This window comes from Pseudomonas sp. GW456-E7, from assembly GCF_059424105.1.
The window spans coordinates 150,936-170,796 of record NZ_JBWKZB010000005.1 but is presented as its reverse complement, the minus strand read 5'-3'; the positions used below and the strand labels follow the sequence as shown (position 1 = coordinate 170,796).

The following is a 19,861-nucleotide window of genomic DNA, read 5'->3' as shown; positions in this document are numbered from 1 at the left end:
AAGAGTCTCGAAAGGAGTCATGAGCTTGCAGGTGGGGCGCCGCTACGGCCGCTCCACCGGCCCCGTGCTGTGGGGCCAAAACGAAAAAACGCCGCCACCCGATCCGCCAAGGGCAAATGAGGTGAGCGACGTCTTTGTCGTAGGTGGGGCAACCGCCGTTGGTTACCTGTGGGGATTGCTTTGCCAGATCTATGCCACATTGGAAAAGATCGCACCTGTAGGAGCTGCCGAAGGCTGCGATCTTTTATTGCTCAACCCAACAATTCACTCATGGCAATAATCTGCTCCGCCACTTGAATCAGCTTCTGCTGGCGGCTCATCGCCTGGCGGCGCATCAGTGTGTAGGCCTCTTCTTCGTTACAGTCCTTCATTTTCATCAGCAGCCCTTTGGCCAGCTCGATGCGCTTGCGCTCGGCCAGTTGCTGGTCGCGGGCCTGCAACTGGGCACGCAAGGCCTGATCGCTTTCAAAGCGTGCCATGGCCACATCGAGAATCGGCTGCAGGCGTTGTGCGTGAATGCCTTCGACGATGTAGGCACTGACCCCGGACTTGATCGCCTGACGCATCACATCGGGGTCATGTTCGTCGGTGAACATCACAATCGGTCGTGGCTGGTCGCGAGTGACCAGCACCACTTGTTCCATGACATCGCGGCCTGGTGACTCGGTATCGATCAGAATCACGTCCGGACGCACCGTTTCGACGCGTTCGGGCAAGTCGATGGTCAGGCCGGACTCATCAATCACTTCGAACCCGGCCTCGGTGAGGGCGGCCTTCAGGCGTCCGACTTTTTTCGCGGTGTCGTTGATCAGCAGGATACGCAGCATGTTCGTCGTCTCCTGTCAGCGGCTGGCGGATCGGTGCGAGCTGTCGCTCATGGCGTGCAGTTTGAAACTGCGGGCATAACCGGCCGGGTCCGAACCGTCCCAGATCTTGCCGTCGATCAATTGACTGCTACGCATCTCCTTGCCCGGTGCCGCGACGCCTACAGCGCCGGCCGCTTCACGATACAAGTCTAGTTGATGGACTTGACGGGCCACGGCGAGGTAATCGGGGTCATCGCGCAACAAGCCCCAGCGACGGAACTGGGTCATGAACCACATGCCGTCGGACAGGTACGGCAGATTGACCTCGCCTTCACCATGGAAGCGCAGGGCGTGCGGGTCTTGCCAGCGATTGCCCAGGCCATCGACATAGTCGCCCAGCAGGCGCGGCTCGATGCATTCGAGCGGTGCATCGAGGTATTGCGCTGCACTGAGCAATTGCGCGGTGCTGCGACGATTTTCACGGCTTTGTTCGATGAAGCGGCTGGCTTCCAGTACCGCCATCACCAACACCCGCGCGGTATTGGGGTATTGCTCGACGAACGCACGGGTGCAACCGAGGACCTTTTCCGGGTGATCGGGCCAGAGGGCCTGGGTCGTGGCCAGGGTGAAACCGAGGTCCTGTTGCACGGCGCTGGCGGACCAGGGTTCGCCGACACAGAACCCGTCGATACGCCCGGCCCGCAGGTGGGCGACCATTTGCGGCGGCGGCACTACGACGCTGTCGACATCCAGCAGCGGGTGAATGCCCTGGCTGGCCAGCCAGTAATACAACCACATGGCGTGGGTGCCGGTAGGAAACGTCTGGGCGAAGGTGAGTTTTGCGCGAGTTTGGTGCACGTGCCGATCCAATGCCTCAGGACTGGTCACCCCAAGCGCCTGCAAGCCGCGGGACAGATTGATGCTCTGGCCGTTTTGATTCAGGCCCATCAACACCGCCATGTCGGTCGCGGCCACGCCACCGATGCCCAGGTGGACGGCGTAAATCAGACCGTAGAGGCTGTGGGCGGCATCGAGTTCGCCGCTGACCAGCTTGTCCCGCAGGTTGGCCCAGGACGTTTGGCGCTTGAGGTTCAGGGTCAAGCCATAGGGTTGGGCGAAGCCCTGGGTGGCGGCGACCACCACCGAGGCGCAGTCGCTCAGGGCCATGAAGCCGAGATTGATTTCGGTTTTTTCCGGGGCATCGCTGCCATTGACCCAGGCCAGAGGGCCGGCTGACGGTTCGTTCATCGCACGTTCACCTTGCAAAAAAAACGTCGTCCCGGGTCCGTGCATGGGCAGGCCGGGGACGACGCCATTGTCTTTGCACCCATTCCGACGCTGGCAGGGGTGCTGGTACCCGGAAGGGTGCAAGGCATATGCCATCACCGGTTCATCAGCTTTACATCAGGATTGATCGCGTCATGTCTTTCATCCTGCCGGCCGTTAATCGTCAGGCCGCAAAGGAGGTTGGCGTGCAAATCCAATTACTACACGCCACCGGTCTGCCTGATGCTCGTTGCAGCGAGCGGGTGCTGCATGTGCGGGTCAGCGAATCCCCTGTGTATCTGGCTTCGGCGCAGCGCCCGCGGGTCTGTCTGCCGGTCGGTTGGGAAGGGCTGATTGCAACGAGCGATACATTCGAGCTGAGCGGTGGCGCACAGACCCGGCCGGTTGCAGAGGCGGCGCTGGTGAAATTGCAAGTGTTCATCGATCTGGGAAACACGCTGCTTGATCAACGACCCAGCCCGACATCCTGGGCGGCGTTGCCGGTGGCGTACCCCACCGTGTGGTCCGGGCAGGTACTTGAGCGCTGGTACATCGAACAGGCCATGGTCGGGGGTATGGCTTACCAGACCTTCGCCGGCGTGCTGCGTCATACCGAGAGTTACGGACTCGTGCGTTTCCTGCTGGAGCAGGGCACTCGCAGCGAAAAGTTGACCATCCTGGCCCAGCGTTATGGCGTTTCCGTGTCGCACTTCCGTCGACTGTGCCGGCAGGCGCTAGGCACGGCGACCAAGCCTGCATTGCGCGGCTGGCGTGCGGCCAGGGCGCTGTTGAACATGAGCCTGCAGGAAGGCTCCCTGACGGATATCGCGCTGGAGTTGGGTTTTGCCTCTTCTTCGCATTTCTCCAAGGAAATCCGTGATCTTGTTGGCTTCACGCCCAGTAGCCTGGCCGACATAACCTACCTCCCAGGCAAGTGAGCCAATGAACCGCCGATTGCTTTCGTTATTTGTTTTGCCGTTCTGGTTAGGCGCCCTGTTGTCGCTGGTGCCGCTTGCCGCGCGCGCCAATGCCGACGGCTATGTGGCTCGCGAACAGAGCGTGCGCACATTCTTCAGCGAGTTGTCCGGCCCCTTGGGCAAACCTGTCATCGTCAGCAAGACTGCCGCCGCCAAACGGATTTCCGGTGCCTTCGATCTGCGTTCGCCGCAGCGGACCTTCGAACGGGTCAGCGCGCAGATGGGGCTTATCTGGTATAGCGATGGCCAGGCGATGTATCTGTATGACGCGTCGGAAGTCAAAAGCTCGATGATGTCGCTGCAGACCCTGACAGTCACCCGACTTCAGGCGTTCCTTGAGCGTTCCGGGTTGCACGATGCACGTTATCCATTGCGCCACGACGGCTTGCGCACTTTTCATGTGTCGGGCCCGCCGATGTATGTCGATCTGGTGGTGCAAGCCGCCGGACTGATGGATAACCAGCGCTCGGAACTGTTGCTGGGCAAGCAGCAGATCGGCGTGATCCAGGTGCGCAATACCTTTGTCAGCGACCGCAAGTATGAGCTGCGTGATGACAAGGTGACCATTCCCGGGCTGGCAACCGTGATCGAGGAGTTGTTGCGTGGCGAAAAGCGCGAGGTCGAGCCGTCGGTGGCACAAGCCCCCGCGCAGCGTCCGCAGGGATTGATGCCGGCGTTTCCTCTGGAAGGCCTGGCGAGCGCCCCCTCGGAGCAAGACCCGACCGCGCCGCGAATCATTGCGCGAGAGGTGGCTGCCGGAAATATACGGGTGGTGGCCTATCCCGACACCAACAGCCTGCTGGTCAAGGGGCTGCCGGAGCAAGTGCGCTTTATCGAGAACCTGGTGAGTGCGCTGGACACGCCGAAACGGCACGTGGAGTTGTCGTTGTGGATCATCGATTTGCACAAGGATGAACTCAATCAGCTGGGCATCAACTGGCAGGGCGCATTGAAGTCCAGTGGGACATTCAGTGTATCGCTGAACGCCGGCTCGGCGACCACCCTCGATGGCGCTTCGTTCGTCGCCCAGGTCATGGCCCTGGAGCGCACCAACCGGGCGAATGTGGTCTCGCGTCCGGTGATCCTGACACAAGAGAACGTGCCGGCGATCTTCGACAACAACCGCACCTTTTATGCCCCGCTGGTGGGGGAGCGCAGTGTCGATTTGCAGCACGTGACCTATGGCACGCTCGTCAGTGTTCTGCCCCGTTTCGCCCAGGCGGACGAAATTGAAATGTCACTCAATATCGAAGACGGCAACGAAGTAGAAAACCCTGACCAGAACAAGCAACCCGGCAGTTTGCCGACGGTCGGGCGCACACGGATCAGCACGGTGGCGCGTGTGCCTCAGGGCAAGAGTCTGTTGGTGGGCGGTTTCACCCGCGATGATCACAGCGAGCAAGTCGGACGGATTCCGGTACTGGGTTCGATTCCGTGGATCGGGCGCCTGTTCAGCTATCGCCAGAACCGCTCGGCCAACACGGTGCGGGTGTTCCTGATTCAGCCCAAGGAGATTCTCGACACACTTGAGCCCGCCACGACAGATCCTGCCACCCGGCTGCTGACCCCGCAGCAGCATGAGCGGGTGCGCCGCTCCTATTTCCGGGCGGCAGAAAAATGATCCTGCCGCCGGTTTCCACAGGTGGGCGAGCGGCCCAGGCACGGCTCAACGCCGAAAAGGCCGCCGAACATCCACAGCCCCAGGCGGATGCGCAGGTTGATCTCGACGACAGCTCGACAGTTACCGTTGCGCAGCGCTTTGTGCAGATCAGCGATGAAATGTCGGCGGCACTGGCTCAGTTTCGCGGGCGGCGACATTTCGAACTCAAGTCCGAGACCTTGATGGACAACTTCGAACGAGTCCTTGAAGACGACACTCTGCCCAAGGTGCAGCAGGTGCTCAGCCTCGTGCGGCTGGCGGACAAGCCGGTCGCCTGGTTGCTGCAAAGGGTGCGACAACTGTTCCCCGATGACAGTGATCTGGCGTTGGTGCTGCGAGAACTGCTACGTCGCAAGAAACTGGAAAAGACCACCCGTCAGCGACTTGAAACGCTTTTACAGACGGTGGTTGCCCAAGGCTCCCCCAAGCGGATGAATGCCGGGATCAACGCCGCCCTCAAGGCCAGGATGTTCGGGGCGAGCATGGCGGTGCGCGCAGGGGTGTTGCGCGAGACCTACCGGGATTTTCTGGAGTCCGACGAGGGCCCGATCGGTTGTTATCAGGATTGGATCGCACTGTATGGTCCGTCACAACGCATGGCGGTACTCGCCTTCATCGAAGCCGCATTGCTCACGGATATCAGTGCCCAGGACCCCAGTTGCTCGCGCGTGGAGTTCGGTCAACTGCTGGCCAGGGTGACCGATCTCAAGCGCCTGCGCTCAGCGGATGAGCTGTTTATCACTCAACTGCTCGGCGATGCACTCATTTGCCGGCACAACGCCAATGAGCCCGACTGGCTGGTGTTCCTGCTCGGCGTGCTGACGTACCCCGATGAGCTCGACCAGCTGTTGCTCGGTGCGTTGGGTGAGCGCGTGCTGTTGAGCCCGCACCGTGAGCGTTCGACGCTGCTGCAGAAGGTACGCCGGCACAGCCTGCAGTTGCCGCCGCAACTGTTTGCCGATGAAGGCGCGCCACTGCGCCTGGCAGAACAGTTCACCCGACTGGCTGACATTGCCTACGCCCACGAATGTAAAGAACGGCGACGCCTCGGCGGCTGCTCATGACTTTTTCCCGGAGCTGACCTGCCATGCTCAATGTGTTTTTGCGCAACGTCGGCGCTCGTCCGGAGCTGCTGATCCTGACATTGATGGTGATGATCATCGCCATGCTGATCATTCCCCTGCCGACGGTGCTGGTGGATTTTCTCATTGGCCTGAACATCGTGATTTCGCTGCTGGTGTTCATGGGGTCGTTCTACATCGAACGCATCCTCAGTTTCTCGACCTTTCCGGCGTTGCTGCTGTTGACCACCCTGTTTCGCCTGGCGCTGTCGATCAGCACCAGCCGGCTGATCCTCAGCCAGGCTGATGCGGGGGAGATCATCGCCTCCTTCGGTGAGTTCGTGATCGGCGAAAGCCTGGTGGTGGGCTTCGTGATCTTTTCCATTGTCACTATTGTCCAGTTCATCGTGATCACCAAGGGGTCGGAGCGGGTGGCCGAAGTCGCGGCGCGCTTCTCGCTGGACGGCATGCCCGGCAAGCAGATGAGCATCGACGGCGACCTCAAGGCCGGCGCCATGACGGCCGAGGAAGCCAAGGAAAAACGCAGCGTGCTGGAGCGCGAAAGCCAGTTGTACGGCTCATTCGACGGCGCGATGAAGTTCATCAAGGGCGATGCCATCGCCGGCATCATCATTATCTTCGTCAACTTCATCGGCGGCATGGCCATTGGCGTCGGGCAGATGGGCATGGACCTGTCCACCGCCTTGTCGACCTACACCCTGCTGACCATCGGCGATGGTCTGGTGGCACAGATTCCGGCGTTGCTGATCGCCATCGGCGCCGGCTTCATCGTCACCCGCGTCAACGGCGATGACGCCAACCTGGGGCGCAACATGCTCGCCCAGATGCTCGGTCATCCGTTCGTGCTGGGGGTGACGGCGCTGCTGGCGGTGGGTGTCGGCCTGCTGCCCGGTTTTCCGCTGCTGACCTTCCTGCCCATCGCCGCGGCCCTGGCACTGCTGGTATTCGTTCGCCGGCGCAAGGCCTCCAAGGCCGAGGGTCAGGGTGACAGCCGTCCATCGTCGTCACAGGGCCAAGCCATGCAGACCGGCTCGGGCCTGCTCGAGGACATCGATAACGTCGCCACTGAAACCATCCCGCTGATGTTGTTGGTGCCCACGGCGCGCCTCGATGAGTTGAACAAGGCCCGTTGGGCGGCGCGTTTTCGCAGTCAGTTTTTCGTCGATTACGGTCTGCGCATTCCAGAGCCGCAATTGCGCGCCAGCGATGCCTTGCCGGCGCATCAAGTGGCGGTGCTGATCAACGAAGTGCGCGCCGAGCAATTCGATATCCATTTCGATCACTGGCGGCTGCTCGACTACTCGCCGGAGCTGGAACCCATGGGCTTTGCCCTGGTGCACGGCAGTGACAGCAATCGCCTGGGCGGGGTGTGGGTCAACGCCACCGACCAGGAACGGGTGCAGCAATTGGGCTATCACCTGCGTCCGGCAGACGAGGAATGCTACCGCTGCCTGGTCACCTTGCTGGCGCGCAACATCCAGGAGTTTTTTGGCGTGCAGGAAACCAAGCAACTGCTCGACGAAATGGAAACCCGCTGTCCCGATCTGCTCAAGGAAGTCTATCGCCACGTCACCGTGCAGAAGATCGCCGAAGTGTTGCAGCGCCTGATTGGCGAGCGCATTTCCGTGCGCAACATGAAGCTGATTCTTGAGTCCCTGGCCCATTGGGCGTCCCGGGAAAAAGACGTGCTGGCGCTGGTCGAGCACGTTCGTGGCTCGCTGGCCCGCTACATCAGCAACAAGTTTGCCCAGGGTAATGACTTGCGGGTGTTGCTGTTGTCGGCGGAGTTCGAAGAGGTGGTGCGCAAGGGCATCCGCCAAACCTCGGGCGGCAGTTTCATCAATCTGGAGCCGGCCGAGTCGGAAGAGCTGATGGACCGGCTGAGTGTCGGCCTGGACAGTCTGCACATTGCACACAAGGACATGGTGTTGCTGTGTTCGGTCGATGTGCGGCGCTACATCAAGAAGCTGATCGAGGGGCGGTTCCGGGAACTGGACGTGATGTCGTTCGGCGAAGTCTCCGAGACTGTCTCTGTCAATGTCATCAAAACACTGTAGGGAAATACTGCAAATGGTTCCGACGGATATTGCCGACCTGTTGCGCGAAGCGCTGCGGCACAGCGGCTGCATGGACAGCCAGATAGGGCACTTCGACAGTCACAGTACAATCGAAATGCAGATGAAGAGCCTGCCTGATGTCAACGTCGCCGAGGTGGAGGGCGATGTATGGGTCTGGGCGGTGGTCGGCGAAGCCGGCCCACAGATTACCCATCATTGTGCCGGTGAGTTGATACGGTTTTTGCTCGAAGGCAACGCCTTTTCCCGCACCGGGCAATTGCATCTGTGCGAGGTTCAGGAGCGCCTGGAACTGCGGTTGATGGCCAATGCCGATGCCCTGTGTGACGCCGTGCATTTCGCCCAGGCCCTCGACTCTTTTGTGCTGGCGCTTGAAACACTGTGCGAACTGTTGCGTCGATGAAAATCCGGCTGCCACGGCACGGTGCCCATCCCTTGCGTTTGAGTGGTCCATTGATCGAAGCGGCGCTGGGCGACGTGGTGATCGGTGAAGTCTGCGAAGTGCGACGGCATTGGCGCTTGCCTGAGGTAGCGGCCAGGGCGCAGGTCATTGGCTTCAAGCCCGGCGCGGTCCTGCTCAGTTTGCTCGGCGATGCCAAGGGCTTGTCCAGGGAGTCGATGATCGTTCCCACGGGCTCGATCCTGCAACTGACGTGCAGTGATGCCTTGCTCGGCAGCGTAGTCGACCCTCAAGGCACTATCGTCGAGCGTCTGGCACCGTCTACGGCGCTGGCGCAACAGGACTATCCGGTGGACGCCGACCCGCCGTCATACCAGCAGCGGCGCCCGGTGGACACCCCGTTGCGCACCGGTATTCGGGTCATCGACGGCTTGCTGACTTGCGGTGTCGGCCAACGCATCGGCATTTTCGCCGCCGCCGGCTCCGGCAAAACCACCCTGATCAATATGCTGATCAGTCACACCGACGCCGATGTGTTTGTCATTGGCCTGATCGGTGAGCGCGGACGTGAAGTGACCGAATTCATCGAGCATCTGCGTCAGTCTGAAATACGCTCTCGATGCGTGGTGGTGTATGCCACGTCGGATTTTTCCTCGGTGGATCGCTGCAATTCGGCCTTGCAGGCTACGGCCATCGCCGAGTATTTCCGTGACCAGGGCCAGCGTGTGGTGTTGTTGCTGGACTCGTTGACGCGCTACGCCAGGGCCCGTCGTGATCTGGCCCTGGCCGCGGGTGAAGCGCCGGCGCGACGAGGCTATCCGGCCTCGGTGTTCGATGCCTTGCCGCGCCTGCTGGAACGGCCCGGGGTGACTGCCTCCGGCAGCATTACCGCCTGGTACACGGTGCTGCTGGAAAGTGACGACGAACCGGACCCGATCGCCGAGGAGATCCGCTCAATCCTCGACGGCCATATTTACCTCAGCCGTGCGCTGGCGGCCAAGGGGCACTACCCGGCGATCGATGTGTTGCGCAGCGTCAGTCGCGTGGCGACGCAGGTCACCCCGCCGCAGGTGCAGCAACTGGCGGCGGCGACCCGGGAAACGCTGACGCGGCTTGAGCAGCTGCAGGTTTTTCTCGACATGGGCGAGTACAGCGCAGGCGCGGACGCCGCCAATGACCAGGCGCTGCAACGCCGTGCAGCCCTCTACCAGTGGTTGCGCCAGCCCACGGGCGAACGCTGTGAACCGGACGAGGCCCTGGGCCAATTGCAGGGAGTCATGGCATGAATCCATTAGCCGATCGTCGTCGCCTGTTGGCGCTCAGCCAGTTCCGCCAGCAACGCGGTCAACTGCTGATTGCGCGTACCCGGCAGCAACTGCAGCCGCTGGTCCAGGAGCGGGCCGCTTTCGACGGACAAGAGGCGGCGCTACAGGGTTTGTTGGCCAGCCATCGCGCCAATGACTGTGTGCTCGATCACGGGCAACTGTTGGCGCTGTTACGAAGGCAGGCGGTCATTCGGCGGCAGATCGAGCTGTTGCGCGTCGAGCGTAACCGGGTCGATCAGCAGTGCCGGGAGATTGAGCAAGCGTTGCAGGCGCAGCGCGAGCAACTGCGGTTCGCGCAGCGCAAGCACGAGAAGTACGAAGGGGCTGTTCTGCAGCTGTTACGGGGGCAACGGCTGGAGCAGGTGCGCCGGGAAGAAAGAGAAGTCGAAGAGATGAACGGAGTTCCGCGATGAGTAACGTATCTGTAATTTCACCCTTGCCGGTTCAACCCTTGGACCCTGTCACCGAACAGCCGATGGATGAGTCGCACGACAGGCTGGTGCCGGTGCGTGAGGATGAACTGCCGCAAGGTGTGCTGGAGCTGATGGCGCCGTTGATCCTGCGTCATCGGCCCTTGATGGACACGGGGCGCGCAATCACTCTGCAGGCGATGGTCACGCTCCCGGAAAAGCCGGCGGCTGAACTCGACGAAGTACGGCCGCTCACACCGGTGTCTCATCCACAAGCGCAGCCGTTGTCGAGTAAACCTGAGCAGCCTCGGGTGTCGCCACCGGTGTTTTATCCACCAGCACAGCCGCTGTCGAGTAGACCTGTGCCGCCTCGGTTGTTGCCAGCGGTGGCTGACGTTGCGCCTGTTGTCGCCAGGGTTGTCGCGCCGACACCGACACCGACACCGACACCGACAAGCCTGCCGACTCGGATCGTTGTTGAGCCAGGGCCGACCGAGCGCCCATCAAACATCGTCGAACCGCTACCGGTCGAGCGTGCCGCCAGTCCAGGTGCACCCTCGATATTTGAGTTCGAAGGGCAAAGGCCCGAAGCCTTGTCGAGCCTCCCGACCGCGCGCCATGTGCCGCCAATTGCCTCACCTGCGGCCTCGGCGTCCGGGATGCCGCCAGCGCCGCCTGCCCTCGACCCGATCATCGAGACCCTGCCGGTTGCCGACCGGGGTTTGCTGCAGGTTCCGTTCAATAAAGGTGCCGCCAGCGGGCAGGTGACCATCAGCCGCGTGGCCGATGAGCCCACCCGCAACCTGCAACTGAGCCCGAGCAATCCCCTGGTTTTCGAACAGCTCAAAGTGTCGCTGGAGCACATCCGCGAACCCGCCTGGCGCCTGACCGATAGCGACGGCGAGCAGCAGCGCCAGGGCTCACGGCAGCCGCCGGACGACGAGCAGACCGAAGACGCCGGGCAGGGCGCATGAGCGCACTGAAGTTGCGCCGGATCAACGCTTCGGCGCATGCCGCCGCGCAAGCGATACGACGCTGGCGAAACGCAGATGTCGACGCCGGTTCAGGCCATCCGCCAGGGCAATCGGGCTATCTGAGTTTTCGCGCATCGGGCGAGGGCGGGGAATGGCGGGGTTTGATCGACGCCCGCGACTGGTTGCATCAATCACTCCCGCAGTTGCGGTCGTTACTGTCGGCCGAGTGCTCGCTGATGAACATCGCCGAACTGTTCCGCGTGGTGCCGCAACCCTTGCTGCTGGAGGTAGACGACTTGCACTACCGGCAAATATCCGACGTCGACGGGGTCCTTCCCGGGCAATTGCCCCCGCAAGAACTGCCATGGCTAGACACGCCTCGCGGGCGCCTGTGGTTGACCCGATTGCCACCGGCACGGGCCGCCAGCCGGCCCCTGGACGCTGACTCTTGGCTGAGCGATTTGCCGCTGCGCCTGGAGCTGATGCTGGGGTCGAGTCACCTCAGGCACGGGATACGGCTGAAGGCCGGCGATGTCCTGCGAATCTTTCAGCGTTCGCAACAATGCTACCTGGGGCATCAATGCCTCGGCGCTTTCACCTTTACTGAACAGGGGATACACATGCTATCGACCGCCACCGACGCCCAAAGCACGGCAGATCCCGATCCCGATTTTGACCTCGGCGCTTTGCCGGTGCGTCTGGAGTTCTTGCTCGCGACCCGGGAGATCGACCTGGCCACACTGTCGCAGATCATCGCGGGACAATTGATCCCGCTGGCGGACGATGCGGCGCGGCACATCGAGGTGCGCGCCAATGGCAAGCCGGTGGCCCGTGGCGAACTGGTGCAACTGCAAGAGCAGTTGGCTGTGGAGTTGCTCGAGGTCTATCGCGACGGTTCAGCGGACGGAATGCCGCGATGAACGACGTCTCGCTGATCGCGCTGCTGGCGTTCGCTTCACTGCTGCCGTTTCTGGTGGCGGCGGGCACCTGCTACATCAAGTTTTCCATCGTCTTTGTCATCGTGCGTAACGCCTTGGGCTTGCAGCAGGTGCCCTCGAACATGGCCCTCAACGCGATCGCCTTGATGCTGGCGATTTTCGTGATGACGCCGGTGATGAAACAGGGCTATGGCTATTACAAGGAAGAACAGGTGGCTTTTACCGACATCGAGTCCGTGGTGAATTTCGCCGAGAACGGGTTGGGCGGCTACAAGGATTACCTGCGTAAATACACCGACCCGGAACTGGCGCTGTTCTTCGAGCGGGCCCAAGTGGTCCAGGGTGAATCCGATATCGGCCTGCCCGCCGATGAAGAACTCACGCCGTCGCTGTTTTCGCTGCTGCCGGCCTATGCGTTGAGTGAAATCAAAAGCGCCTTCAAGATCGGCTTCTACCTGTACTTGCCGTTCGTGATTGTCGATCTGGTGATCTCCAGCATCCTGCTGGCGCTGGGCATGATGATGATGAGCCCGGTGATCATTTCGGTGCCGATCAAATTGGTATTGTTTGTTGCCCTGGACGGCTGGGCGCTGCTGTCCACCGGGCTGGTCAAGCAATACCTGACGTTGCTGGCATAGGCGCGGGCTCATGAACGATCTGGTCTATGCCGGCAATAAAACCCTGTACTTGATCCTGTTGATGGTGGCGTGGCCAATCATCGTTGCCACGGTGGTCGGCCTGGTGGTCGGGTTGATCCAGACCGTGACCCAGTTACAGGAGCAGACCCTGCCGTTCGGTTTCAAGCTGCTGGCCGTCGCCGCGTGCCTGTTCCTGCTGTCGGGCTGGTACGGCGAAACCTTGCTCGACTTCAGTCGAGAAGTCATCCGCCTGGCGCTGGCTTAGCGCGATGTCGGTGACGCTGTTTTTCGACCTGTACACCTGGTTCGCCGCCGCCCTCCTGGGGGTTGCACGCCTGGCGCCGATTTTTTTCATGTTGCCGTTTCTCAACAGTGGGGTGCTCACGGGCGCGCCACGCCAGGCTGTCATTGTGTTGGTGGCGTTGGGTTTCCAGGCTTATGTGGGGGTGCCGCTGCCGGACCTCGACGGGTTGGCGTTCTTGGGTCTGATGTTGCGCGAGGCTGGCATTGGCGTTCTGCTTGGATGCCTGCTGTGCTGGCCGTTCTGGGTGCTGCACGCCATGGGCAACCTGATCGACAACCAGCGCGGTGCGATGCTCAGCAGCACCGTGGACCCGGCCAACGGCGTCGATACGTCGGAGCTGGCAAATTTTCTCCAGTTGTTCGCCGCGGCCGTTTATCTCGAGGGCGGGGGCATGCTGCTGATGCTTGAAACCGTTGGCCACAGTTACCGCCTATGCGCACCGGTCAATGGCTGCGAGATACACCTGACATCGATTCTGAGCCTGCTCGACGCGCTGGTGAGCAAGACCCTGGTGATCAGCGCGCCGGTGGTGGCCACGCTGTTGATCAGCGAAGCGCTGCTTGGCTTGCTCTCGCGTTATGCGCCGCAAATGAATGCTTTCTCGGTGTCGCTGACGGTCAAGAGCCTGGTGGCGCTGGTGGTGTTGATGCTGTATTTCGGCGTACACCTGCCGGACGAAGTCCTGCGCATGGGCATGAAGTCCCAAGGGCTGGAACATTATCTGGGCCGCGAAGGGGAGGCCGCCGATGTCGTCCAGCGCCTCGAAGACTGAGAAACCCACCGCCAAGCGTCTGCGCGATGCTTCACGCAAAGGGCAGACGTTCAAGGCCAAGGATCTGGTGATCACCTGCCTGACTCTCTGCGGCATCACCTACATGGTGTTCAACAGCTCGCTGGTGGAGGTCATGGAAGTCTATCGGCGCATCATCGCCAGTGACTTTGACGTGGACCTGCAGGCGTACTCGGCCATGCTGGTGCTGGTCGGGCTCAAGGCATTGTTGCCGTTGTTGCTGGTGTGCGTGTTGACCAGCGCATTGCCTGCACTGCTGCAAAGCGGTTTCGCCCTGGCCAGCGAAGCCTTGAAGCTCAACCTGGGAGCGTTGAACCCGATCAATGGCTTCAAAAAACTGTTCAGCATGCGCACGGTCAAGGACACGGTCAAAGCGTTGCTGTACCTGGGTAGTTTTGCCCTGGCCCTGTGGATTGTCTGGATCACCCAGCGGCAACTGCTGTTTGCCCAAATGTTCGCCCAAGCCCCGGACCTGTTCGCAATCTGGGGCCATTTGCTGCTGGTGCTGGTGCTGGCGTTCCTCGGATGCGTGCTGCTGATTGTTGTGCTGGATGCGCTGAGCGAATACTGGCTGTTCATGAAAGACCAGATGATGGACAAGGATTCGGTCAAGCGCGAACACAAGGAACAGGATGGCAATCCCGAGATCAAGGGACGCCGCCGTGACCTGCATCGTGAGTTGCTGTCGGAGCAAATCAAATCCGATGTGCGCAACTCGCGGATGATCATCGCCAACCCGACGCACATTGCCATCGGTGTGTATTTCCGCCCGGAAATCACCGTGCTGCCGTTTATCTCCCTGATGGAAACCAACCAACGCGCCCTGGCTGTACGAGCCTATGCCAGGGAGGTCGGGGTGCCGGTGATCAATGACATCGCATTGGCCCGGCGGATCTTCAAGACCCACCAGCGCTACAGCTTCCTTCAAGTACAGGAAATCGAAGAAGTCCTGCGTCTGTTGATCTGGCTCGAACAGGTCGAGCAGGCCTGATTTCTCCCTTTTCCTTTTTCCTCCAAACGTTGGCATGAGCGCAATTTGGCAGCGTACTCAGCAGCGCTTTGGCTCAATGCAGTCGTCAGCAGCGCTGACGTTTTTCAGGAGTGTGGCGGATGAGTCGCGACAAACAACAAGATGAACAACTGGCCCTCGATGTCGTGGATGCGGTGCTCGCTGGTGCGGCATTGAAAGACGTGCAAGGCATCAGTGACGAGCACATGAACGGCCTCTATGCCTTCGCGTTCCAGTTCTACGAACAGGGGCGGCTGGACGATGCGGAAAAGTTCTTCCATTTCCTGTGCATCTACGACCTCAACAACAGCCATTACTGGATGGGGTTGGCCGCCGTACACCAACTCAAGCAGAACCACCAGAAAGCGATTGACCTGTATGCGATCGCCTTCGCCCAAGGCAAGAACGACTACCGACCGATGTTGTACACCGGCCAGTGTCACCTGGCGCTGGGCAAGGTCGGCAAGGCCAGATTGTGCTTCGAATATGTGCTTGAACAAGCCACGGAAGACGATTTGCGCGAACAGGCTCAGGTGTATCTCGACACCTTGAGTCACATTGAAAAAGAGTGTTCGGAGACTGAACATGACTGAAAGCATCGGAAGAACCTACAACCCGGCTTCTTTGGGCTTGACCGGTCGAGACGTGGCCGTTGAAAAATATGGCAAGTCTGTCATTCAAGCGACCATGGCGCCGGTTTATCAAAAGTCATTCGCTGAAATAAAGTCGGTGAAGTTCGACGGCCAGCCCGGTCTATACGTCGCCAGTGCGGGCAGACCGATGTTGCAAGTGCCAGCGCTGCGCGCCGACGGCAACAAACAGGAAACCAACGGTGATCTGTTCACGCTGTTGATGGCGATGATCAGCGAGTTGATCGGCGAAGTTGACGTCAAAAAACTGAAAAACCGCCTGGCGATGCTGCAAAGCATGGCCGGTGCCAGGCAGCAGGGCCACGAAAAGCTGGCGGCTGAATACGCCAGCGCCGTCGAGGCGCTGGAAGCCGCCGAAGGTGAGATCGGCAGCAGCCAGGAGCACCTTGATCAGTTGCAGGAGCGGGTTCGGCAGGTCCAGGGACTGCTGGATAAGAGTGAGGCACGGTTGGCGGAGCTGGACCCTGAATCACCGGAATACGCTCGCGAACTGGCACTGCGCGACAAGCTGAAAGGTGAACTGGCGGGCCATACCCAAACGCTGCAAAAGGCGACCGATGCTCACCTGAAACTGATTGAAATCGCCAACGCCTGCGCCAAAACGCTGGCCGCGGTGGCCGTGAAGGTGCAAGAAGCCGGACTCGCCGGACCCTCGGTGAAGGAGTCCAACGAAAAAGCGCTGAGCAGCAGCGCACTGGCGCTCCTGAACCGCTTGAAGATTATCGAGTTGCTTGGCGAGGCGGCGAACAACAAGGAGGAGCTCAATCAGGAGTTGTTCCAGGAGTTGCAAGCCAAGCTTCAGGAACACATGAAGCTCGAGTCGGAAAAGTACCTGGAAGAAGTGCGCAAGGCCGAGGCGATGCAGAAGACCATGGGCTGTATTGGTAAGGTCGTCGGTGCGTTATTGACCGTTGCAACCATTGCTGCCGGCGTGTTGACCGCCAACCCGGCGCTGGTCTTTGTGGGGGTGGTTGGCGCGGCGTTGATGATTTCCGATGCGGTGGTCAAGGAATTGACGGGCGTGTCGTTCATGGCCGAAGCCATGAAGCCGCTGACCACGGTCATGCAGGAAGCCATCAAGCTGTTCACCGAACTCTATACACAATTTCTGGTGGCGTTTGTCGACGAGGAGACCGCAAAAGACATTGCGCAAATCGCCGGCATGATCGCGGGGATCGCGGCCACGTTGGCTGCCGTTGCATTGGTGGCCGTGGTCGGGGCACAGGTAGTCGGGCCAATGGTCGGCGCCATTGCCTCGAAACTGTCCTCGATGATCGCCAACGTTGCGCCTGCTGCCATGCAGGCGTTGAAGCAGGTGGCTTCATCGGTCAGCAATTCACTGACCCAGATGCTGACCCAGTTGCGCAGCTTCATCACCAACGGCGCCGATCCCGTGTCCCTGGCCCGCTACGCCGCCAATCTGCAGACGGCTCAGGCCGTCACCGAGTTCGGCAATGTGGCGGTACAGGGCGGTTTGCAGATCAGGAGCGGCGTACATCAGGCCCAGGCAGCGGAACACCTGGCGGACGTGCGGGTGCGCATGGCGGTCAGCGAAGAGATCACGGCCTACCTCACCCGGCTGGTCGATGACTACGGCCAGGCGATGCAGGCCCGCACCCGACAGATCGAGCAGGTCTTTGCCGACATGCAACGCAGTCATTCCGTGAGCCTGCAAATGGCTCGGCACGTTTGAAGTCACTGATAAAAAAAAGGTAGTTTTTCATGTCCATCACTAACGCCATGGCCGGACCTGCTTCACTGGTAACGAATCAAGATTCGATGATCAACGCAGGGTTGAGCGAGTCGATTGTCCCGAGAAAACTCTCGAAAGAGCCCGAAGGCAAGCGCCTCTCGGATACGGCGCTTCTCAACCAGGTCGCCGAAAAGCAAGTGCTCCAGAACGGTAACTTCATAGCGCCTACGCCTGCGGAGATCGAAAGTGAAATCAAAGCCCACCAGCTCAGTGAGTCGGACTGGCTGGGCTCCTTTGCAGCCTTGACGATGCTCAACGATGAAGTGCGCAACGATCTGGTGTTTGATCCCGGCGCTTGGGAGAAGCATGCCAACGTATTGGTCGCCGCGATCATTGCACTCAACGTCGCACGGGTATCCAACGCGCAATTGCGCGGGCATTTCAGTGTCATGGCGGCGGAGGCCGCCAAGGCTCAGGGGGCTGCCATCGTTGAATCAGGTCAGGCCGCCCTTTACGCCAGCATCACCAACGCCGTGGTGTCCGGTGCAGTCGCCGGTTTTGCCATGTTCAAAACCTTTCAAGGTCAGGGGCTCAAGCATGCGGATATCAATCTGCACAAGCGCAACGCTCTGGACGCCAACAACATTGAGCGTGACCTGAAGCACGATCGTTCCCGCGATGACTGGGATCCGCAAACCACCTACAAAATAAAGACTTTCGACGATTTCGGCCGGTCGAATTCCGTCGACTTCAAACCCAAGGGGGCCACGCTGACGCCTCAGGAACAGGCGTGGTTCGACGGTGAAATACTCAAGGCGCAGAAGGTTGGGCAAACCTCCGACTGGTTGAGCCAAATGGGCAGCAAAGGCATTGAGAAAAAGCTCGAAATCGGCCGTACGTTCAGTGCGATGTCGATGAGCCTGAGTCAGGTCGTGTCCAGCATGGTGCGCATGAGCGAGCACGCTGCGCGGGAGAAAGAAGTTCTGCAGCTAAGTGCACAGAACACCCAGAAAAGCTTGAGCGACGAGATCGGCCAGAAAGACTCGGCCGACGGGGCGCTGCTGCAAAAACTCATGGATACGGTGCTGCAGATACTGCAGTCGCGCATTGAAGTCATTGGACGGGTTTGAGTGAGGAAACCAAGATGAGAATTGCCGAGTCCTCACATCCATCAAGCCGTTTGCCTGCTGACTTCAATGCCATCGATGAGGCGCCGCTGCCTCCCGAAATACCTGCCGAGGTCCATGCCGGATTTTCCCTTGCGCAGTTGCTCGAGCGTTCGGGGAAGGTGCTCAATCGTCACCTGGAAAATATGCTCAAGTGTCCAGCGGGCGTTCCAAGAGAGCTTCAAGGCTCGCCAGCAGAGATGCTTGCGCAGTATTTTTCGTCTGCCGAGTTTGCCGAGCAGATTCACGCTAAACGTATTCGATCGCTGATGTGGACACACCAGATGCGTCAGAGTGGAACGGTGTTCACCCTTTGCCTCGATACGCTGCCAATGGAGCAACGTCAGCAACTCTACGCTGAGCAAGATCGTATTATTGGTGAGCTGAGACGAATGTCGGTGCCGGATGAGATCGCTGACGAGTTCGACGCAAGAGTGAACTCATCAAACGATTTTTTCGACAAGTTGATCGATCTCATTGACTTGATCAAAAACGGTTATCTGGCCGGTTATGAACACATCTTGGAGGCCTACTCCGACTTCTTCGCCGATTTTAATGAGCTAATTACTGCGAAGTTGAAAGACTGGATCCAGGGTGGGAACGACGGTAAATCGGTCTGGTTGGCTTCCGGTCCGCTGCGAGAGGCACTCAAAGAACTGATCGATAAATACAGCCATCCAAATCCTGCATCCGTGCTGTTTCCCAAACCCGGACAAGAAGGCGCGAGCAGGGAGGAAGCGGAAAAGTGGCGAAAGGCGCTGGGGCTGCCTGACAGTTGCCTTAAACAAAATCCCGACGGTAGTTACTGCGTCGTCATAGACACTGGGCCGCTATTGAAAATGCGAGAAAGTCTGCCACCTATCGGCTGGATTGAGTGGGACACCGCCAAATTCCAGGCCTGGCAAGCCGGCTTCAATGCCCAGGAAGAACGCATGAAGAATACATTGCAGTCCTTCACGCAGAAGTACTCGAATGCCAATTCTTATCATGACAACTTCAATAAAACGCTGTCTTCACATTTGAGTCAGTTTTCTGACATGTTGAAGGCGATGTTGAATTTTTGATGTGAGTCTGAGGTGTTTGGGTCGAGCCATTAAATGCCAGTAGGTCGGGCGTAACGCGGGTTCGTTTGAACTGGCGTTGCGCCCGCGTTTTGTTGTGTGGGAGAAAAGAATGTCAAATGATCAGCTCGACGTTTTGAGTCAAGTGATCAAGGTGTTGTCGGACTATTTTCCGGCGGGTCGTCGAGACATTGAGGTGACTTCGCGATTGGTCGGGGATTTGTATGTTGACTCCATCAGTCTGATTGAGATTGTCATGGCGCTGAATGAAACGTTCGATATTGACCTTCCTGAAGGTGAAGTTGGGTTGTGGAGGACGGTAGAGGATGTTTGTGAATCGGTGATGAGTTCAAGAAGTTGCCGGGTGTTAGATTTGGAGTAAGCATACAAAACGCCTTGTTTCTATAGAAGCAAGGCGTTTTGTATGGTTTTGCTTTGTTTTTTACGATTTTTCCTACAGAAAAAATCGTAGTTTCATTTGGTAATAAATCAATTTTCCTACGGAATCAACCGACTCAACTTCCTATAGTCACGCACCTTGTCATCTTGAGCCTGACCACCCCTGGGCTCAATTGCGCTTCAGTACCTTTCTATAGAGATGTCTCAGAGTATGGACAGTGCCGCTGATCAAACGCCG

General features: G+C 59.4%; 21 protein-coding genes. 19 read left to right on the top strand and 2 right to left on the bottom strand.

Going from position 1 to position 19,861, the window contains the following annotated elements:
- Nucleotides 1-19: 19 nt before the first annotated feature.
- Nucleotides 20-280: a hypothetical protein gene (locus AC07YV_RS06070; protein ID WP_102698806.1), complete on the top strand. Its 261-nt coding sequence runs from the start codon at nt 20-22 to the stop codon at nt 278-280.
- Here AC07YV_RS06070 and AC07YV_RS06065 read toward each other — a convergent pair.
- Both AC07YV_RS06065 and AC07YV_RS06060 read right to left on the bottom strand, forming a co-directional pair.
- Entirely contained in the window at nt 252-827 is a 576-nt protein-coding gene (locus AC07YV_RS06065) for an ANTAR domain-containing response regulator (RefSeq protein WP_015096057.1), read from the bottom strand. The genes AC07YV_RS06070 and AC07YV_RS06065 overlap by 29 nt on opposite strands.
- Nucleotides 828-842: 15 nt before the next feature.
- Nucleotides 843-2,054 carry a CmpA/NrtA family ABC transporter substrate-binding protein gene (locus AC07YV_RS06060; protein ID WP_102698805.1) on the bottom strand — a complete coding sequence of 404 codons (1,212 nt, stop codon included), beginning with the start codon at nt 2,052-2,054 and terminating at the stop codon, nt 843-845.
- 173 nt (nt 2,055-2,227) lie between these two features.
- Between AC07YV_RS06060 and AC07YV_RS06055 the strand changes: the two genes are divergently transcribed.
- The 18 genes from AC07YV_RS06055 to AC07YV_RS05970 all read left to right on the top strand — a co-directional run bounded on the left by AC07YV_RS06055 (nt 2,228) and on the right by AC07YV_RS05970 (nt 19,606).
- Nucleotides 2,228-3,010 (top strand): helix-turn-helix domain-containing protein, encoded by a 783-nt coding sequence (locus AC07YV_RS06055; protein WP_102698804.1) that lies wholly within the window; start codon nt 2,228-2,230, stop codon nt 3,008-3,010.
- Nucleotides 3,011-3,014: 4 nt separating this feature from the next.
- The gene (gene sctC / locus AC07YV_RS06050; RefSeq protein ID WP_102698803.1) at nt 3,015-4,670 is read left to right on the top strand and encodes a type III secretion system outer membrane ring subunit SctC; all 1,656 of its coding nucleotides are present in this window, start codon (nt 3,015-3,017) and stop codon (nt 4,668-4,670) included.
- Complete coding sequence (gene sctW / locus AC07YV_RS06045) at nt 4,667-5,773, top strand: type III secretion system gatekeeper subunit SctW (protein ID WP_102698802.1); 1,107 nt, start codon at nt 4,667-4,669, stop codon at nt 5,771-5,773. Before sctC ends, sctW begins: the two co-directional genes overlap by 4 nt.
- Before the next feature lie 23 nt (nt 5,774-5,796).
- On the top strand, nt 5,797-7,848 hold the full coding sequence (locus AC07YV_RS06040) for an EscV/YscV/HrcV family type III secretion system export apparatus protein (protein WP_102698801.1): 2,052 nt from the start codon (nt 5,797-5,799) through the stop codon (nt 7,846-7,848).
- Nucleotides 7,849-7,861: 13 nt separating this feature from the next.
- On the top strand, nt 7,862-8,269 hold the full coding sequence (locus tag AC07YV_RS06035; protein WP_102698800.1) for an InvB/SpaK family type III secretion system chaperone: 408 nt from the start codon (nt 7,862-7,864) through the stop codon (nt 8,267-8,269).
- Nucleotides 8,266-9,552, top strand: coding sequence for a type III secretion system ATPase SctN (gene sctN, locus AC07YV_RS06030; protein ID WP_102698799.1), 1,287 nt, complete (start codon nt 8,266-8,268; stop codon nt 9,550-9,552). Before AC07YV_RS06035 ends, sctN begins: the two co-directional genes overlap by 4 nt.
- Nucleotides 9,549-10,004 carry a SpaM family type III secretion system protein gene (locus tag AC07YV_RS06025; RefSeq protein ID WP_102698798.1) on the top strand — a complete coding sequence of 152 codons (456 nt, stop codon included), beginning with the start codon at nt 9,549-9,551 and terminating at the stop codon, nt 10,002-10,004. The genes sctN and AC07YV_RS06025 overlap by 4 nt, the downstream gene beginning before the upstream one ends.
- Nucleotides 10,001-10,975: a SpaN/EivJ family type III secretion system needle length determinant gene (locus AC07YV_RS06020; protein ID WP_102698797.1), complete on the top strand. Its 975-nt coding sequence runs from the start codon at nt 10,001-10,003 to the stop codon at nt 10,973-10,975. The genes AC07YV_RS06025 and AC07YV_RS06020 overlap by 4 nt, the downstream gene beginning before the upstream one ends.
- Nucleotides 10,972-11,895, top strand: coding sequence for a FliM/FliN family flagellar motor switch protein (locus AC07YV_RS06015; protein ID WP_102698796.1), 924 nt, complete (start codon nt 10,972-10,974; stop codon nt 11,893-11,895). Before AC07YV_RS06020 ends, AC07YV_RS06015 begins: the two co-directional genes overlap by 4 nt.
- Nucleotides 11,892-12,551: an EscR/YscR/HrcR family type III secretion system export apparatus protein gene (locus AC07YV_RS06010; protein WP_102698795.1), complete on the top strand. Its 660-nt coding sequence runs from the start codon at nt 11,892-11,894 to the stop codon at nt 12,549-12,551. The genes AC07YV_RS06015 and AC07YV_RS06010 overlap by 4 nt, the downstream gene beginning before the upstream one ends.
- A gap of 10 nt (nt 12,552-12,561) precedes the next feature.
- Complete coding sequence (locus AC07YV_RS06005; RefSeq protein ID WP_007993424.1) at nt 12,562-12,816, top strand: EscS/YscS/HrcS family type III secretion system export apparatus protein; 255 nt, start codon at nt 12,562-12,564, stop codon at nt 12,814-12,816.
- Nucleotides 12,817-12,820: 4 nt separating this feature from the next.
- Entirely contained in the window at nt 12,821-13,627 is an 807-nt protein-coding gene (gene sctT / locus AC07YV_RS06000; RefSeq protein ID WP_102698794.1) for a type III secretion system export apparatus subunit SctT, read from the top strand.
- Nucleotides 13,602-14,636: an EscU/YscU/HrcU family type III secretion system export apparatus switch protein gene (locus AC07YV_RS05995; RefSeq protein ID WP_102698793.1), complete on the top strand. Its 1,035-nt coding sequence runs from the start codon at nt 13,602-13,604 to the stop codon at nt 14,634-14,636. Before sctT ends, AC07YV_RS05995 begins: the two co-directional genes overlap by 26 nt.
- Before the next feature lie 119 nt (nt 14,637-14,755).
- On the top strand, nt 14,756-15,247 hold the full coding sequence (sicA, locus tag AC07YV_RS05990) for a type III secretion system translocator chaperone SicA (protein ID WP_102698792.1): 492 nt from the start codon (nt 14,756-14,758) through the stop codon (nt 15,245-15,247).
- Nucleotides 15,240-16,997 carry a type III secretion system translocon subunit SseC family protein gene (gene sctE / locus AC07YV_RS05985; protein ID WP_102698791.1) on the top strand — a complete coding sequence of 586 codons (1,758 nt, stop codon included), beginning with the start codon at nt 15,240-15,242 and terminating at the stop codon, nt 16,995-16,997. The genes sicA and sctE overlap by 8 nt, the downstream gene beginning before the upstream one ends.
- Before the next feature lie 29 nt (nt 16,998-17,026).
- Nucleotides 17,027-18,127 (top strand): IpaC/SipC family type III secretion system effector, encoded by a 1,101-nt coding sequence (locus AC07YV_RS05980; RefSeq protein ID WP_494990271.1) that lies wholly within the window; start codon nt 17,027-17,029, stop codon nt 18,125-18,127.
- A gap of 14 nt (nt 18,128-18,141) precedes the next feature.
- Nucleotides 18,142-19,227: an IpaD/SipD/SspD family type III secretion system needle tip protein gene (locus AC07YV_RS05975; protein WP_102698790.1), complete on the top strand. Its 1,086-nt coding sequence runs from the start codon at nt 18,142-18,144 to the stop codon at nt 19,225-19,227.
- Nucleotides 19,228-19,336: 109 nt separating this feature from the next.
- On the top strand, nt 19,337-19,606 hold the full coding sequence (locus AC07YV_RS05970) for a phosphopantetheine-binding protein (RefSeq protein WP_102698789.1): 270 nt from the start codon (nt 19,337-19,339) through the stop codon (nt 19,604-19,606).
- Nucleotides 19,607-19,861 lie beyond the last annotated feature (255 nt).